This is a genomic window from Entomomonas sp. E7T21 (genome assembly GCF_058693955.1).
On the sequence record NZ_CP191672.1, the window covers coordinates 815,444 to 831,638 of the forward strand.

Consider the following 16,195-nt stretch of genomic DNA (forward strand, 5'->3'; position numbering starts at 1 on the left):
ATAAGGGATGATTATTTTGGCAGAAAAGATACAACATTATCTGATCGCTATTCCTATTTTTACAATATGGTTAGTGTTAGTAATTTATTTATATATGAATTGGGGAGATATGGGAACTGTTAAAAGAATGCTATTAACATTGTTAACAGTGATTCTAACGCCTGCATTCTCTGATTTATTTTGGAAAAAAGTAAAAGAACCAACAGTTTTATTTAGCCATAACAAAAATAAGCGTTAATTAATATTATATAATTAACGCTTATATTGATTAGTTAAATATCATTCGTACAGGGTTGCTTCTAACTAATTGAAAGATAAGCACAATAGTAATAGCACTGAATAACATAATGCCCCAATAAGGCAACTCAATACCTAATACATCACCTTGAAATAAACCACATTCTGGGGTTCCTTCAAATGCTTTTAAAATGGCTCCAAAAAATGGGTTATCTTCAAAAATACTTTCAATAGTAGTCGGTAGGCAACCAGAGTTATCTGGGTTAAATTTAAGCCATATTTGACGGCCTGCTGCAACAATTCCAAGTATTGAGAATATTAATCCAAGGAAAGCATAAATACGACGGCCAACACCTTGTGGATTATGGATAAAACCAATAAAGCAAATAATACCAGCTCCAGCAAATAGTGCACGTTGTACCCAACAAAGTACACAAGGCTCCATGTGATGAACATATTCCAAATAAAAGGCATAGCCTAGACTAGCTGCACAAGCTAGGAAAATCATAAAGAAAATAAAACGAGAGTTTAGTAATGATTTCATAGGGATAATGCCCTTTTTAACAGTGATTATTGATTAAAATAATACAATTTCAGCAGTATAACATTTAACTAATTTAACTCACTAGCTAAGTGAGTTTTTTGTGATCTGTTTCTATTAACGCCTAATTATTTTCTTTTAGGTGATTTCTTAGTTGTTTTTAATCCATGTTGACGGGGAGGTAGCCCTGTATGTTGCGTTAATATAGGTTGTTTAGCTGTATTACCACGAGCAGGGGTTGAGTTTTTACGTCTAGGGCTTTGATAACCAGCAGTTTTCGGTTGATGGGTTGGAATAAGCTGATGTGTTCCATCACCGATTAAGTCATTACGTCCCATACGTTGTAAAGCTTCTCTTAACGTCGGCCAATTATTAGGGTCATGATAACGTAAGAAAGCTTTATGTAGACGACGCTGTTCTTCACTTTTAGTGACAAATACTTTATCACTTTTATAGGTCACTTTATGCAAAGGGTCTTTCCCTGAGTAGTACATGGCTGTAGCTGTAGCCATTGGTGATGGATAGAAAGCTTGTACCTGATCGGCTCTAAAACCACGACTTTTTAACCAAAGGGCGAGGTTCATCATGTCTTCATCAGTAGTCCCTGGATGAGCCGCAATAAAATAGGGAATAAGGTATTGTTCCTTATTGGCTTCTTTACTGTACTTATCAAACATTTCTTTAAATGTATCATAAATACCTATACCCGGCTTCATCATCTTACTTAAAGGGCCTTGCTCAGTATGTTCAGGTGCAATCTTTAAGTAGCCACCCACATGATGTGTCACTAATTCTTTGACATATTCAGGTGATGTTATAGCGAGGTCATAGCGTAAACCTGAGGCAATTAGAATTTTTTTAATGCCTTTCAGTTCGCGGGCGTGACGATACAGTTGAATCAGAGCTGAGTGGTCAGTATTAAGATTGCCACAAATGCCTGGATAAACACAGGATGGTTTACGACAAGCCGCCTCAATTTCACGACTTTTACAGGCTAAACGATACATATTAGCTGTAGGACCACCTAGGTCAGAAATAACCCCTGTAAAGCCTGGCACTTTATCACGAATTTCTTTAATTTCTTGAAGAATAGACTCTTCTGAGCGATTTTGAATAATCCGTCCTTCATGTTCTGTAATTGAACAAAAGGTACAACCACCAAAACAACCACGCATGATATTAACTGAGAAACGAATCATCTCATAAGCAGGTATTTTTGCACCGTTATAAGCAGGGTGAGGTAATCTTGCATAGGGTAGACCAAATACATAGTCCATCTCTGGGGTGGTTAATGGAATAGGCGGTGGATTAATCCATACATCCATATTGTCATGTTTTTGAACCAATGCCCTAGCATTACCTGGATTGGTTTCTAAATGCAGTATACGATTGGCGTGAGCATATAATACAGGGTCATTACGTACTTTTTCAAAAGAAGGTAAGCGAATAACCGTTTTATCTCTAGTAAGTGTAGGGTTAGGTAGGATAGTTATTGCTTGAGTTTGCTCAGTATCTGTTGCTGTATTTTGGCCTTTTTGCTGTTCAATAGCACATTCTTCTAAATCATTAGTACACACATAGGGATTAATGATTTTGTCAACTTTACCAGGGCGATCAATACGGGTTGAATCTATTTCAAACCAGCCTTCAGGGGTATGGCGTCGAATAAATGCGGTGCCTCTAATATCTGTCATGCTATCAACGGTCTCGCCACGAGAGAAACGTTGTGCTATTTCACAAGTAGCCCGCTCAGCATTGCCATAAACCACTAAATCAGCAGTAGCATCAACTAATATTGAACGACGTACATTGTCTTGCCAATAGTCATAGTGAGCAATACGACGTAATGAAGCTTCAATTCCACCAAGAATAACAGGTACATCTTTGTAGGCTTCTTTACAACGCTGACTATATACTAAGCTAGCACGATCAGGCCTTTTGCCTGCTTCTCCGCCTGCTGTATAAGCATCATCGGAACGAATACGACGATCTGCTGTGTAGCGATTAATCATCGAATCCATATTGCCAGCGGCTACTCCATAAAATAGATTAGGTTTACCTAATCTCATAAAGTCATCTTTGGAGTGCCAATCAGGTTGGGAGATGATACCTACTCGAAAGCCTTGTCCTTCTAATAACCTGCCAATAATTGCCATGCCAAAAGAGGGATGATCAACATAAGCATCACCTGTGACAAGTACAACATCGCACGAGTCCCAGCCAAGCTGATCCATCTCTTCACGGCTCATGGGTAGATAAGGTGCAATGCCAAAGCATTCGGCCCAATATTTAGGATAATCAAAAAGTGGAGTAGGTGTGCGCATTAGAATATAAGATAAACAGGCTAACTATAAAGGTTATTACTATAGCATGTTCAGTGAGTAATAACGGTATTTTTCAAAGAGGAATTGTAAATGAAACAGTGAAATAACTCCACTAACAATAAGGTTAGTGGAGTTAATAGATTGATATTATTTATCGCTTTGAGCGGCTTCAGCACCAGCAGTATTGTCTAATAAGCTCTGAGTAGCCATTTGGATATAGGCTTCTAGTTCAGGTTTTAAACTGTTTAATTGTTGCTGGTTATCTAATAAAGTAGCTGATGGATTAGCGCCTAATTGATAGTGATAAAGTTTCGGTTGCATTTCACTAGGACGAATCAGTATTTCATTACCTTTGATGATAGCCACTGTTTGATCACTACCTGATGGTTTAATAATACCAAAACCTTTATCTCCCGCAGGAAGATTTAGTAAGTCACGTCCCCAACATTGATGACGCACATCACCCCCTAAGCGCCCCATAATAGTAGGCACAATATCTACTTGTGTACCTACTGTAGTATCTGTTTTACCAAACTTCTCTTGAATACCTGGGGCAATTAATAATAAGGGAACATTGAAGCGGAACATATCCATATCAGTTAATTGCATAGGGCTGCCAAAGCCATGATCGCCTACAATGACAAACAATGTATCTTTGTAATAAGGTGACTGTTTAGCTTTTTCAAAGAATTGCCCTAAAGCCCAATCAGAATAACGCATTGCGGTTAAATGCTCATTTTGTGAACCTTGGTCAGTTACTGGTTGAACAGGTAAGTCTTTTGGTAATGCATAAGGCGTGTGGTTAGATAAGCTTTGTAGTAATGCATAGAAAGGTTTACCTTGTTTGGCTAGTTTATCTAACTCTTCATTACCACGGGTAAACATATCTTGGTCAGATACTCCCCATGTTGGGTCTGAGAAAACAGGGTTTACAAAGTCATTACGACCAATAAAGGTGGTCATGCCTTGGTTACTAAAGAAACCACTTTGGTTATCCCACGCAAAATCACCATTGTAAACGTAAACATCATTCATATCACGAATGGAGAGTAGTTGTGGTAAGCCAGAGAATTTATTATTACCCTCAGGTTCTTGCATCAGTGTTTCAAAGGCAGGCAAGTTAGGGAAACAAGCCATTGTGGCAAACATGCCTTGGTGGGTATGAGTACCATTTGAGAAAAACTGGGTGAATAATAAGCCTTCTTGGGCTAACTTATCAAAGTTAGGAGTTATATGGTTTGGATCACCTAAAGCCCCCACATAACGACCAGCAAAACTTTCCATTAAAATAACCACAACATTTTTAATAGGTAATGTTTTTTCAGCATTTGGTTGGTAATCGCGACGGATAACTGCTTTATCGGCCTCTACCAAATGATCATTAGGTGTTAATAACATAGAACGAACAATTTGTTGAGCTTCTTCTGGAGGCATAGTTGCTTTCCAAACAGTGCTACGATTACTCACATTACGAGCAGCATCAATTAATGATAATGTGCCGTTTAAACCTAATTGGTTTGCAAATGGAGAGTCTGTTGTATAAGCATCACCCCAGCGTAATGGCGAGCCTTGACGTAAAGTGCCACGAGCAACTAATGCAATAAGCGCTGCACAGATAATAAAAATAATTAGTTGCACATAGAAAGGATATTTTTTGCTATTTTCTGAACGGGTAATACGATCAATTAATTTAAAGATAAACCAAATAACAGCCGTGATAATAGCCCAAGCAAGCATATACTTAACAACAGGGTAGCCATACCAAATCATGCTGAGTACAGTTTTAGGATCTTCGCGAATATATTGGAAAACTAGGCTATTTAAACGTTGATGAAACTCATGGTAGAAATCTAGCTCTAAAACACCTAAAAAGATAGCTATACAGGCCGCTATAGTAAGCCATAAGCGTTGTATAAGACGCCACCCCATGAGTGGTCTGCAAAGGAAGGTAAGACCTATAGGGATTATCATAAAAGCTACCATTTTGCCATCAAAACGTAAGCCATTAATAAACGCTTCTACAAAGGTAGCAGTAGGTGTATCACCTACTAATTCGTAATTGTATTGAAATAACGCATAGCGTAATAAGCTATAAACTATCATTAATACTAGTGCGGATAGTGCAAAAAATCCTAACTGCTGTAGCGCACTAGGTGTACCAAGTGATTTGTTTTGTTTCATCATGGTTATAAACTTTTAGTTAAATGTGAGATTGGGCAATATAATACAAAGACAAATGTCAAAAAAATGTCAAAAAAAATTGTTTAATTGTAAATTTATTTGATCAGACATTAGAACTGGACGATAGTAGTAAGTTCCTGATAATAAAAATTAAAGTGCTCCAGAACGCTTTAAAGATAAATAGTGGCTAACCAGTTGCGGTCCAAAGTGCTTGGGAATGACATCTAAAATAGGCAGTTGGTAAGCAATTAATTTGTCATGTAATTGGTTACGGTTAAGTAGTTGATGAATATTACCACAATAAGTTAATGCTTCATCAAAATCATTAATGGGCTGTTGTGAAATTTCGTCACGAATTTCTTCACGCATACTCGCTATCAATACTCTATGGTAACGACTAAGTTGTTTAAAAGCAGCAATGGTTTCTGCATTTTCTGAATAGCGTAGGTTGGTAATAACAATTACCAAGGCACGACGTTGGGTTTTACTAAGTAGTTTTTGTACAGCGGTATTGTAGTCAGCAGGAGTCTGTGTACATTTTATATCGTAGACGGCCTTTAACAGTGTATTCAGTTGCAAATTACCTTTAGCTGGTTTGATAAATAATTCATTATCGGCACCAAAGGTAGCAAGACCTACTGCATCACCTTGTCGTAGGGCTACATAGCTAAGTAGTAAGGAAGCGTTTAGGGCATGATCAAAATGTGAAAGCTGATCATCTTGCAAACGCATACGTTGCCCGCAATCAAGCAAGAAGATAATATGTTGATCACGTTCATCTTGATATTCTTTGGCAATAGGCGTTTTTTTGCGCGCAGTTGCTTTCCAGTCTATTTGGCGTAATGTATCACCTTCTCTAAAATCACGTAGTTGATGGAAGTCTTGTCCTAAACCACGTCTAGGTTTTGGCCGTACACCTAAATAGTAAATCCATTGCTCAATGGTTGTAATATTGGAGTCAAACAGCCTTGTAAAATCAGGGTAAACATGGCTGTCATTAGCAACAGGTATAATGCGACGTTGTTGCCATAATCGCCATTGACTGGTAACGGTGAGTTCACAGCTTTCCCAGAAAAAATGACCACGTTGCAGTGGTTTAATACTGTATTTTAATAAGTATTTACCATTAGCAGGTAGTTCTAAGGTGTGAGGTAGTTGTTTAAAGTCTATGGCTTCTGGTGAATAGTCGTAAACTATTAACGATAAATCATTATCTTGTTGATTACTAATAAGTAAACTAACTTCTTGCCAACGATTTAATGATAGGTAAGGAGGTAGTTGCCTTTCTAGAGTGGGCGTAGTTACTTTTTTTAAACTAGCTATATCAACTAATATAAAAAATATAAACACTAATAAAGCGATTAGCCATACTTGATAGAAGTTGCTAGGTACACTAATATCCATAGCTTTTAAACTTTCTAATAGGGCTATAATAGCCAAAAAGGTAGCTAAAGTAATAATCAGTGGTTTAGCAGGCTTTAATAAGTAACGGCTAGTTGTTGGCATCGCTTTACTCACAGTCTAGGGGCTGCAACTTGATCAATAATTTGGTTAAGGACTTGATCTATTGTTGCTCCTTCAATTTCCATAGCAGCACTCAGTTTTATGCGATGACGTAAAGTGGGTAATACACAAACTTTGATGTCATCAGGAATAACGAACTGACCACCTCTTATTAGGGCTCTTGCCTTACCTGCTTGAATCAAAGCGATAGAAGCACGTGGGCCAGCGCCAATGGCTAAATTGTGGTGGTCTCGAGTTGCTCTAACTAAGCGTACTGCATAATCAATGATTTGTTCATCGACGGGGATATTTTTAGTAATTTGCTGTAGCGCTAAAATATCTTTAGGCTGTACTAGTTGTTGTAAAGGGGTTACTTCTAACATATCCGCTTGAGCTGATTGAGTAACTTGTTTTACCAGTTGCGACTCTTCATTATGTGCAGGGTAGTCGATATTTATTTTAAACATAAAACGGTCAAGTTGAGCTTCTGGCAGTGGATAGGTACCCTCTTGCTCAATTGGGTTTTGGGTGGCGAGTACCATAAACGGTTGTGGCACAGGTAATGACTCACCTTCTAATGTCGCTTGTCGTTCTTGCATCACCTCTAGTAATGCTGATTGTGTTTTGGCAGGGGCACGGTTTATTTCGTCAGCTAACAACAAATTAGTAAAAATAGGCCCTTTGCGTAGTTTAAATTGCTCTGTTTTTATGTCGTAAATGGCGTGGCCTGTTACATCACTAGGCATTAAATCTGGAGTGAATTGAATACGTGCGAATTGACCATTAAAACATTGTGCTAAGGCACGCACTAATAAAGTTTTGCCTAGCCCTGGTACACCTTCTAGTAATACATGGCCATTAGCTAGTAACACAACAATAGTTTGATCAATAATATCAGCCTGACCAACAATAGCTCTTTGTAGCTCCTGGCGTAGATTTTGTACAAAGGTGTGAGCATTTTGTAAATTGCTATCAGGTTGTGGTGTGGCTGCTGTTGCAGGATTCTGGTATTTCGTCATGTCTGTCATAGTGTATTCCTGATTGCTTGAAGGGCAGTAACCATTTTAATAAATTCAAGTTTTGAGAGTTTGTGTTGATCTGTTATTCCCATGACATTGGAGATTGTTGCTATGGGATGTTGTGTTAACTTACTAAGTAAATGGTATTGTTGATCAATGGGGAGGTCGTCAAAACGAGGATGACGCTTTTTAGCAAGGTAGTTAATATCTTGCTGTAGAACAGCAATAAGTTGTGTTGCTCCCATTTTTTTATATAAAAAGTTGGCTTGTGCTGATAGTTGTTCAGGTAAACGGCGACGGTTTCTACTGAATATAGCTTCAAGAGGGCCTGAGCGCATTCCTTTATACCATAGCACAGCAATAATCAATAAGATAAGTGCGAGTAAAGTATAGGGAAAATGCTTAAAGAAATTAACAAAAGCATTAGGGTGATCTATTTGTGTTTGTGAGAACGAGTTATAAACCAGAACAACATCATTACCTGTTGTTAAATAACGTAATAACCATGCATGATCTTTCTGATCAATAGATTTATTTTTCCATAAGTTAGCATCTGAAATAACAGTAATTCTTCCTTTGTGATAAGGAAGTTGCAGGATGTGAGTATTATCATTGGCATCATTAGCCCAAAGAGAGGCTTTATCATATGAATCAATTAACGTATAACGAGGAAGAAAATTTAGCGTAATAGGTGTTGTTTCATTTTCAATATAAAGTGTAGTGAGTAATTCTTTTTTGGGGTCATCAATTTTTGCTATATCTAGTTCAATGCCTAAGTCGTTAAGTAATGCATCAGTATAAGTATTTTTTCTATAATCTCTGTTATGGCTAATTTCAACAATGAGTTGCCCACCATTACCCACCCAATCAAGAATTTTTTTGTTTTGGGATGGTGTTAAATGATTATGTTCTCCCAATAACAAGACTGTTTGCTTACTAGTAGGCAATTTATCAAAAAAATTAAGATGTCTTCTGCTAGTAACTTTTTGTTTATGCTCTTTTAAAAAGTATTCAGCAGCAAGGTAAGGATTAGTTTTTACTTTATAAGGCTCAGGTTTAGTGATGATTGTCTTATAACTTTCAGTATTATTATAAATATAGCCAATAACTGCTATTAATAAAATAAAGAAGATAACAAGTAGCAGTATCATTCCATTAGAGATTCTTCTCATGGACTGCCTCCTTGTTGTTTAATTGCATTAATGCTTGCCAACCAGTGATTAATATTTGTTTTTGTTCTGGCTGAATAGGGTAATGCCCATAGGCCATCAGTAACCATTGGTCAGTTAGGTTTTGGGTAAAGTCTGTTACAGCAGATATTTGTGTCTGTTTTGTTAAGGTAACTATTTCCCCTTCTGTGTGAGAGCTTTTTAGCGGAATTTGATATTGATGAGCTAGGTGGCTCAATAAAGCACGGTATAGCAAACTGAGTGCTTGACGTGTTTGTCCTTGTTGCCAGTAATGTTCAAATTCTTCAACAATATTAGTTGGTAAACTTTCTGGAGTAATAGCTAAGCCAAATAACTGTTCAGGAGGTGTGACAACTTTTTGATATCTCTTAGTGATAGAAAGATGTTTAGCGAATAGCCAAAGAACCAGAAGTACAGCGAAAATAACAAATGCCCAGATAACAACTTTAAAAAAATCCAATGATAGCCATCCTAGCCAATTAAATGATGAAGAATCTTTGGCAGAGGGTTCTGTTGATGAGGTTGGATCATTAATCCAGCGCAGTCTTGTTTGTTCTTCTTGTTCAAAAAAGGGAGGTGATTTTAAAATCTGTTCTATTTGTTTTTTATCTGTATCGCGTTGCTGTTGTGTACTTGTTGTTTGTTGATTAGTTAATGATTCAGCTTGCAAGTGAGTAGGGTATCCACCTATTAATACTAAGCAGCCCATAATGAATATAATGGGGAGTGTCTGTGTTAAACGATTACTAAGACGTCTAAAAGATAATTCGATATCCCATGCATCCATACGAACTCGACGGTTTAAATATAAACAAAAACCACAAGCAACATAGATTGGTTCTGTTATAAGCAATACCAGTGCATAAAGAAAGAAATAAACATGTATCTTCCAAAGGGGTAGTTGTTCTATTAACGCAATTTCACTAGAGTATTCTGAGACAGGTACAATGCTTGGTGTACTACTACTTATCATAAAAATCACTGTTAATAAGGTAGTAAGTAATATCCCTTCAATATTAATGAACAATAAAGTTAGAAGTTTTGCTTTGTTATTGCCTAAATTTAGGTTTCTTAAGCGTTGCCTTCTTGCTTTACCCTTAAACATTTCTAGTTGGCTAACAGGTAGTTCAAAACTTCTTGCTAGATTAAGACGGCGTATTGTTAGGTCGGCAATGGTGTTGTTTTTTAAGCTTTTTAACCAGAATTTTAATGTTTCACTGAGTGTGGGTACTTGCCCAAAAACAGCATTGGATAAAATATATAAAGGGATTCGATCAAAAATAGGTTTTAACCACCAAAAAACAACAATAGGTAGTAGAGGGATTTCCCATGCTTCAATAGTAATAACAGGGGCTTGCCAAAAAATAATAGTTAATAAACAAAAGATAGGCAATGTTACTATCGCCCAAGAGGTTATTAACAGTAAACCATGACGACGAGCCAGTAATATACCAAGATCAATTGATTCCCAAGCGCTACGAGGACGTATTTCAATGGTAGTATCAGTTAGTTTCATTGCTTTGCCTTGTTTTTCCAGTAAACAGGAAATAACTGATAACAGCTATCCATAGTAAGATACCTATAGCAAATCTAAGATTTGAAGCGCTGTTCATGGATGACCAATAGGCTTCAATAAAAGCAGCAATAATCAACATGATAAATGCGCCAATTACTAGATTTATAGCAGTTTTAGCCGCATAACGTAATGCCTCTAATCTGGTTTTACGCTGTGGAGCAAGTATTGCTAAACCAAGTTTTAAACCAGCAGCGGCAGCAATAACAATGGCTGTTAACTCAAATGAGCCATGTCCAATAACAAATGGCCAGAAAGTTTCACCATAGCCATTAACACTAAGATGAGTGGCTACAATACCAATAATAATGCCGTTTATTAAGAGGTAATATAAAGTCCCTAAGCAAAAAACGATCCCTCCTGCAAAGGTAACAAACGCAATACTAATATTATTATTAATATAGTAAGCAAACATAAACCAATTTTGATCGCCCTCTCTAACCAGTGGTCTTATCACATGAGAGGCAGGGTCATACATACTTTCTAGGTCATAAATGTCAGAGGTTGACATGAAAAAATAGATAAAATCGGGGAAATAGAAAGTAATTAAGGCACTTAATAGCGCAGAACCATAAAATAAAGCAGTTGCACCAAGAATAAGGTTTTTTTCTTGTCTGATACAGTTTGGAAAATCATGAACAATAAATTGAATAATACGTAGCCAAAAATTACTACGATGTTGATAAAGAATCCGATGGCCTCTTTGTACAAGCTGTTGTAAATAACTTATAAGTGCTGGACTATAGTATCTTGATTCTGCAATAGCAAGATGTTGACAGATATTTTGATAAATTTCTGGAAAATTAATATCCTGTTGTCGCGAAACAGCTAGTAGTTTTTTATTACCTGTTTCTAGACGATCAAGCTGACTAGCGAAGTCGAGCCATGTTTGTCGATAATGGTTTTCAAAGGTATGCTGTCTCAAGACTCTCTCCTTAAATGAGAAGATTCTTGTGCACCAATAAGGTATTGTGCAATTTGGTATAGCTTATGTTCCATTTGCTCATCTTTAAGCTCGAAGTGATCACTTAATATATTGGCAAGTTCTTGACGACGCTCAGTTGATAGTGTTTGGCGTCTTTCTGCATAAGCTATAATGATTTGTTGTTCTTCTTGGGTAAGAGGAAATGGGCAAGGTGTGGCAATAATATCAGGTAATGGTTGCGGTGTAAGGTATTCTTCATTATAAACCACTAATGTACCTGCTGCTAAATCGCCTAATCGTTTAAATTCTTTGTTAGTTAGACCAACAATAAGGGCAACAGCGTAACTAAAAGAAGGTAATAGATCAACAGCCCTTAATAAGTTTCTAAGTAATGAGGCTGTCCAACCAATCGGTGTGCCATCATCGTGAATAACACGAATATTACAAAAACGTTTACCCAGTGATTGCCCTTTGTTTAATACTTCTAATAATACAAAGTACCACCACACCATAATAAAGGTCAGAATAAGGAATAAGCCACCTACGTAATTGATAATGCTCATGCTGTCAAAGCCAAACAGTATTATTAAAAAAAAGACGATAGCAGCAAAAATACCAAAGATGATGAATTGAAAAATAACATCTATAAATAGCGCTAATGAGCGTATCATTGGACTGGCAGGACGAAAAACTAAATTAATACCTTCAGGTGTTTCTATCTTATAAAGTGTATCTAATTTAGCTAATTTGTGGTTCATGCTAATACAAAATCCCTTATACAATAAGTCATCATGGTAACTGAAATATTGTAACAACCGTTTATTAATTATTTATGAATAATTAATATGCTTAAAAATACTGATAAAATCAAGTAATCTGTTATGGAAAATAATGAAAATGAGCAAAATATGACAACTAGCATTTTTTGGTATGATTTTGAAACAACGGGAATTAGTCCGCGAGCAGATAGACCTTTGCAGGTAGCGGGTATTAGAACTGATTTAGAGCTTAACGAAATAGCAGAGCCTATAAATCTATATTGCCAGTTAAGTGAGGATGTTTTACCTCATCCTCAAGCCTGTTTAGTGACAGGGATTACACCTGAAACCATGTTAAAGAAGGGTGTCAATGAAGCTACTTTTTTTCAACGTTTACATCATGAGTTGTCTTTGCCACAAACTTGCACAGCAGGTTATAACAGTATTCGTTTTGATGATGAGGTGACTCGTTATGGCCTTTATCGTAATTTTTATGATCCTTATGCTCGGGAGTGGCAGGGGGGGAATAGTCGTTGGGATATTATAGATTTATTAAGAGCAACCTATGCACTTCGTCCAGAAGGTATGGTCTGGCCTCAACAGGATGGTAGAGTATCGTTACGTTTAGAACTATTAACAGCACAAAATGGCATTCAGCATGAACAGGCGCATGATGCATTATCAGATGTAAGGGCTACCATCGCATTAGCTAAATTAGTGAAAGAAAAACAGCCACAGCTTTATAATTATTTGTTTAATCTGCGTTTTAAAAAAGAAGTCCAAGCAAGAATTAGTTTATTAAAGCCAATGGTACATGTCTCAGGGCGGTTCTCCGCTGATCGACACTATCTATCTGTTGTTCTACCTTTAGCATGGCATCCTGTTAATAAAAATGCAGTGATTGTGTGCGATTTACAAAAAGATATAACCCCTTTGTTAACATTAACAGCTGACGAAATTGTTCAATATTTATACACTAAATATGAAGAGTTACCTGATGATATTTCGCCCATACCATTAAAACTTATCCATATTAATCGTTGTCCTGTTGTAGCACCTATGGGCGTGTTAAGAGAGCAAGATATTGAACGCTTACCATTAGATGTTGCTTATTGTTTGAAACAAGCAGCACAACTGAAAGATTCACAGTTACTATGGCAAAGTAAATTAATGGATATCTATCGACAAGAGGGTAAACAATTTGCTGAGGCTATTGATGACCCTGAACAGCAGTTATATGCTGGTTTTTTATCAGAACGTGATAAAAGGCTTTGTGATCATATACGGCAATTAAATCCAGCAAGGCTTATCGATGAAATGGCGCATTTTGAAGATGGTCGTTTACCAGAGTTATTATTTCGCTATCGGGCTAGAAACTATCCCGATACACTGACTAAGGAGGAGCGAATACAATGGCAGCATTTTTGTAAAGATCGATTAATAGATATTAATAAAGGCGCACCTATTACACTTGAGCAGTTTAAGTTGGTTTGCCAAGAATTATTTGATAATTGTGATATACAGCAACAACAAATCTTAAGATTATGGCAAAATTACGCAGATAATTTAGAGCAAAAATATTTATAAATTAAAATTTAAGGAATTAATAATGGCAAACTCTTTGTTAAAGATAGTAGTATCTTTACTTTCATATTTTTATTTTCAGAAAAAATCTTTTTTATCAATAACTTCAATTTACTTAATGGACTAAGTGAAATATACAACTTACAATACCCGCCGTTGTAAACTACTGGAGTGTTTATGAATACCTTTCGGTTGGTAATTTCATGCCCTGATGGGATTGGTATTGTAGCTAAAGTAAGTGGATTTTTAGCTACCTATAATGGCTGGATTCTTGAAGCGAACCACCATTCAGATTTGGCAAATGGCCAATTTTTTATGCGCCATGTTATTCAAGCAGAATCGTTACCTTTTGATTTAGATGGTTTTAAACAGGCTTTTGCACCTATCGCTGATCAGTTCAAAATGACTTGGCAAGTAACTGAGTCCAGCCAAAAGAAAAAAGTCATGTTAATGGCAAGTAAAGAGTCACATTGTTTAATTGATCTGTTATATCGTTGGCATAGTAATGAGTTAGATTGTGATATTGTAGGTGTTATCTCCAATCACAATGATTTGCGTAGTATGGTTGAGTGGTATGGTGTACCGTATCACCATGTGCCTGTTGATGCTAATAATAAGCAAGAAAGTTTTGATAAAGTGACTCAGTTAATAGAAGACTATAAGGCAGACTGTATTGTATTAGCAAGGTATATGCAAATTTTGCCACCTTCGCTTTGTCAGCATTATGCTCACCAAATTATTAATATTCATCATAGTTTTTTACCTTCGTTTGTTGGGGCTAAACCTTACCACCAAGCAGCTCAACGAGGAGTGAAACTAATAGGTGCTACCTGCCATTATGTGACAGAAGAGCTAGATGCAGGCCCTATTATTGAGCAAGATGTAGTTCGTATTTCCCATCAACACAGCATCGAGGACACAGTAAGATTAGGAAGAGATGTAGAAAAAATGGTATTAGCAAGAGGGTTACGTTATCACTTAGAAGATAGAGTATTGGTCCATGGAAACAAAACCGTTGTTTTTGCATAATTTGGATAACATAATATCTTTAAAATGTGATACTTCGCAAATATAACAGGTTTACTGATTGCATTACTCATTGTTTTGTAAATAATGGCAATAAGTAAAGTTTTATAATATTTATTGGTGGGCTGACGGGTAGTGAGTGTTAGTTAATTTATGGATAAATAACCAACAAATTAAGGTTCATATATATGAAAATTTTTAAAGAAAAGGGCTATACCATATTAGAACTAATGATGGTGATAATGATTCTATCGATATTGACGGTTATAGCGATCCCTAGTTTTTCTGGTATGTCAAAGAAAAATGCTATAACTGCTACAACAAATGAATTAGTGGGTTTACTCCAGTATGCAAAAACAGCAGCAGTTACAAATAATAATCCAGTAATTGTTTGTCCATACTCTAAAAGTTCAAATGACTATGCATGTGAAGATGATTTTGCAGATAGTAGCACTATAGGTGTTTTTCTTTATGCTAATCCAATAAAGGATTTGCTTAGGGGAATGACAGTTACAAATTCAGTAGTTATAACTAATGACAGTACTGGTTCATTGGGTAAGGCTATAGCATTTTATCCAGATAGTAGTTCTGCTATACATGGTATACCTGATGAGTTTACTAAATATGATGATGATGGAGCTTATACTGCTTCTACTAGATTGACATTAAATAATGACTATTTTCCTAAAGGAGCAGGGACTGTTGAATGGAAGATAAAGGCTAAAAAAAGTACTGATGATGAAAAATGTAATGTCATAAAAGTTTCTGCAATTGGACAAAGTAAGGTTGAACAGGAGAGTTGCAGTGATGATTAAGATGAATGCGCAACGTGGCTTTAGCATATTAGAGGTATTAATTGCTTTTGTTATTTTAGTTATTGGTATATTAGGTGCTTCTATTTTAATTATTCGTAGCTCGCAAGTTAATGTAAAGGCTTATGAAACAGAACAAGTAGCATTAATGGCTAATACTTTTATTGAAAAGATGAGAGTAAATTCAACCAATATGGATGAATATGTTAATGATCAAACAGGTTCACAAAAATCAAACTGTCAAGGGATTGGACATTGGTGTAGTGGTACTGATATGGCAGCATATGATATCTATAATTTTAATCAGCAAATTAATAGGTTAGCAGTTAAAAATGTAACATGGAGTCTTTCAGAAGAAGCAGACGATATAATGGGTGTTGCAGGAAATAAACGTTATAAGCTTTCTATTACATGGGATACAGCAAAAGAGGTTGGTGCAGATCCAGGAGCATCAACCGAAGGTAGCTATTATAGTTATTTTATTGTTAATACAGCATTATAATATTAAGTACTAAGTGGGAC

Annotated in this window: 14 protein-coding genes; 5 read left to right on the top strand and 9 right to left on the bottom strand. The window is 36.3% G+C overall.

Features of this window, described 5'->3' with window-relative positions; genetic code table 11:
• Positions 1 to 16: 16 nt before the first annotated feature.
• On the top strand, positions 17 to 238 hold the full coding sequence (locus ACQVD9_RS03950; RefSeq protein ID WP_264747569.1) for a hypothetical protein: 222 nt from the start codon (positions 17 to 19) through the stop codon (positions 236 to 238).
• 30 nt (positions 239 to 268) lie between these two features.
• Here the strand turns inward: ACQVD9_RS03950 and ACQVD9_RS03955 are convergent, their stop codons facing one another.
• From ACQVD9_RS03955 to ACQVD9_RS03995, 9 genes are all read right to left on the bottom strand, one after another.
• Positions 269 to 781, bottom strand: coding sequence for a disulfide bond formation protein B (locus ACQVD9_RS03955; RefSeq protein ID WP_264747570.1), 513 nt, complete (start codon positions 779 to 781; stop codon positions 269 to 271).
• A 125-nt stretch (positions 782 to 906) separates the two neighbouring features.
• Positions 907 to 3,102: a YgiQ family radical SAM protein gene (locus ACQVD9_RS03960; protein WP_413774180.1), complete on the bottom strand. Its 2,196-nt coding sequence runs from the start codon at positions 3,100 to 3,102 to the stop codon at positions 907 to 909.
• A gap of 147 nt (positions 3,103 to 3,249) precedes the next feature.
• On the bottom strand, positions 3,250 to 5,283 hold the full coding sequence (locus ACQVD9_RS03965) for an LTA synthase family protein (RefSeq protein ID WP_264747848.1): 2,034 nt from the start codon (positions 5,281 to 5,283) through the stop codon (positions 3,250 to 3,252).
• A 150-nt stretch (positions 5,284 to 5,433) separates the two neighbouring features.
• Positions 5,434 to 6,789, bottom strand: a complete 1,356-nt coding sequence (locus tag ACQVD9_RS03970; RefSeq protein ID WP_264747571.1) for a DUF58 domain-containing protein — start codon at positions 6,787 to 6,789, stop codon at positions 5,434 to 5,436.
• A gap of 8 nt (positions 6,790 to 6,797) precedes the next feature.
• Positions 6,798 to 7,814, bottom strand: coding sequence for an AAA family ATPase (locus tag ACQVD9_RS03975; protein ID WP_264747572.1), 1,017 nt, complete (start codon positions 7,812 to 7,814; stop codon positions 6,798 to 6,800).
• Positions 7,811 to 8,977 (bottom strand): DUF4350 domain-containing protein, encoded by a 1,167-nt coding sequence (locus ACQVD9_RS03980; protein WP_264747573.1) that lies wholly within the window; start codon positions 8,975 to 8,977, stop codon positions 7,811 to 7,813. The genes ACQVD9_RS03975 and ACQVD9_RS03980 overlap by 4 nt, the downstream gene beginning before the upstream one ends.
• Positions 8,961 to 10,511 (bottom strand): DUF4129 domain-containing protein, encoded by a 1,551-nt coding sequence (locus tag ACQVD9_RS03985; protein ID WP_264747574.1) that lies wholly within the window; start codon positions 10,509 to 10,511, stop codon positions 8,961 to 8,963. The genes ACQVD9_RS03980 and ACQVD9_RS03985 overlap by 17 nt, the downstream gene beginning before the upstream one ends.
• The gene (locus tag ACQVD9_RS03990; protein WP_264747575.1) at positions 10,498 to 11,493 is read right to left on the bottom strand and encodes a stage II sporulation protein M; all 996 of its coding nucleotides are present in this window, start codon (positions 11,491 to 11,493) and stop codon (positions 10,498 to 10,500) included. Before ACQVD9_RS03990 ends, ACQVD9_RS03985 begins: the two co-directional genes overlap by 14 nt.
• Positions 11,490 to 12,251: an RDD family protein gene (locus tag ACQVD9_RS03995; protein ID WP_264747576.1), complete on the bottom strand. Its 762-nt coding sequence runs from the start codon at positions 12,249 to 12,251 to the stop codon at positions 11,490 to 11,492. Before ACQVD9_RS03995 ends, ACQVD9_RS03990 begins: the two co-directional genes overlap by 4 nt.
• 150 nt (positions 12,252 to 12,401) lie before the next feature.
• On the opposite strand from ACQVD9_RS03995, the gene sbcB reads away from it, so the two are divergent.
• From sbcB to pilV, 4 genes are all read left to right on the top strand, one after another.
• Entirely contained in the window at positions 12,402 to 13,838 is a 1,437-nt protein-coding gene (gene sbcB, locus ACQVD9_RS04000) for an exodeoxyribonuclease I (RefSeq protein ID WP_264747577.1), read from the top strand.
• 174 nt (positions 13,839 to 14,012) lie between these two features.
• Positions 14,013 to 14,864 carry a formyltetrahydrofolate deformylase gene (gene purU, locus ACQVD9_RS04005; RefSeq protein WP_264747578.1) on the top strand — a complete coding sequence of 284 codons (852 nt, stop codon included), beginning with the start codon at positions 14,013 to 14,015 and terminating at the stop codon, positions 14,862 to 14,864.
• Positions 14,865 to 15,049: 185 nt separating this feature from the next.
• Entirely contained in the window at positions 15,050 to 15,676 is a 627-nt protein-coding gene (locus ACQVD9_RS04010; protein ID WP_264747579.1) for a GspH/FimT family pseudopilin, read from the top strand.
• On the top strand, positions 15,669 to 16,175 hold the full coding sequence (gene pilV / locus ACQVD9_RS04015; protein ID WP_264747849.1) for a type IV pilus modification protein PilV: 507 nt from the start codon (positions 15,669 to 15,671) through the stop codon (positions 16,173 to 16,175). Before ACQVD9_RS04010 ends, pilV begins: the two co-directional genes overlap by 8 nt.
• The last annotated feature ends 20 nt before the right edge of the window (positions 16,176 to 16,195 follow it).

What these genes read in the sequence shown, in the direction of transcription:
- ACQVD9_RS03980 (WP_264747573.1), bottom strand. Translation starts at nt 8,977, where the DNA reads ATGAGAAGAATCTCTAATGGAATGATACTGCTACTTGTTATCTTCTTT.
- ACQVD9_RS03985 (WP_264747574.1), bottom strand. Translation starts at nt 10,511, where the DNA reads ATGAAACTAACTGATACTACCATTGAAATACGTCCTCGTAGCGCTTGG.
- ACQVD9_RS03970 (WP_264747571.1), bottom strand. Translation starts at nt 6,789, where the DNA reads ATGCCAACAACTAGCCGTTACTTATTAAAGCCTGCTAAACCACTGATT.
- ACQVD9_RS03965 (WP_264747848.1), bottom strand. Translation starts at nt 5,283, where the DNA reads ATGAAACAAAACAAATCACTTGGTACACCTAGTGCGCTACAGCAGTTA.
- sbcB (WP_264747577.1), top strand. Translation starts at nt 12,402, where the DNA reads ATGACAACTAGCATTTTTTGGTATGATTTTGAAACAACGGGAATTAGT.
- purU (WP_264747578.1), top strand. Translation starts at nt 14,013, where the DNA reads ATGAATACCTTTCGGTTGGTAATTTCATGCCCTGATGGGATTGGTATT.
- ACQVD9_RS03995 (WP_264747576.1), bottom strand. Translation starts at nt 12,251, where the DNA reads ATGAACCACAAATTAGCTAAATTAGATACACTTTATAAGATAGAAACA.
- ACQVD9_RS04010 (WP_264747579.1), top strand. Translation starts at nt 15,050, where the DNA reads ATGAAAATTTTTAAAGAAAAGGGCTATACCATATTAGAACTAATGATG.
- ACQVD9_RS03955 (WP_264747570.1), bottom strand. Translation starts at nt 781, where the DNA reads ATGAAATCATTACTAAACTCTCGTTTTATTTTCTTTATGATTTTCCTA.
- pilV (WP_264747849.1), top strand. Translation starts at nt 15,669, where the DNA reads ATGATTAAGATGAATGCGCAACGTGGCTTTAGCATATTAGAGGTATTA.
- ACQVD9_RS03960 (WP_413774180.1), bottom strand. Translation starts at nt 3,102, where the DNA reads ATGCGCACACCTACTCCACTTTTTGATTATCCTAAATATTGGGCCGAA.
- ACQVD9_RS03975 (WP_264747572.1), bottom strand. Translation starts at nt 7,814, where the DNA reads ATGACAGACATGACGAAATACCAGAATCCTGCAACAGCAGCCACACCA.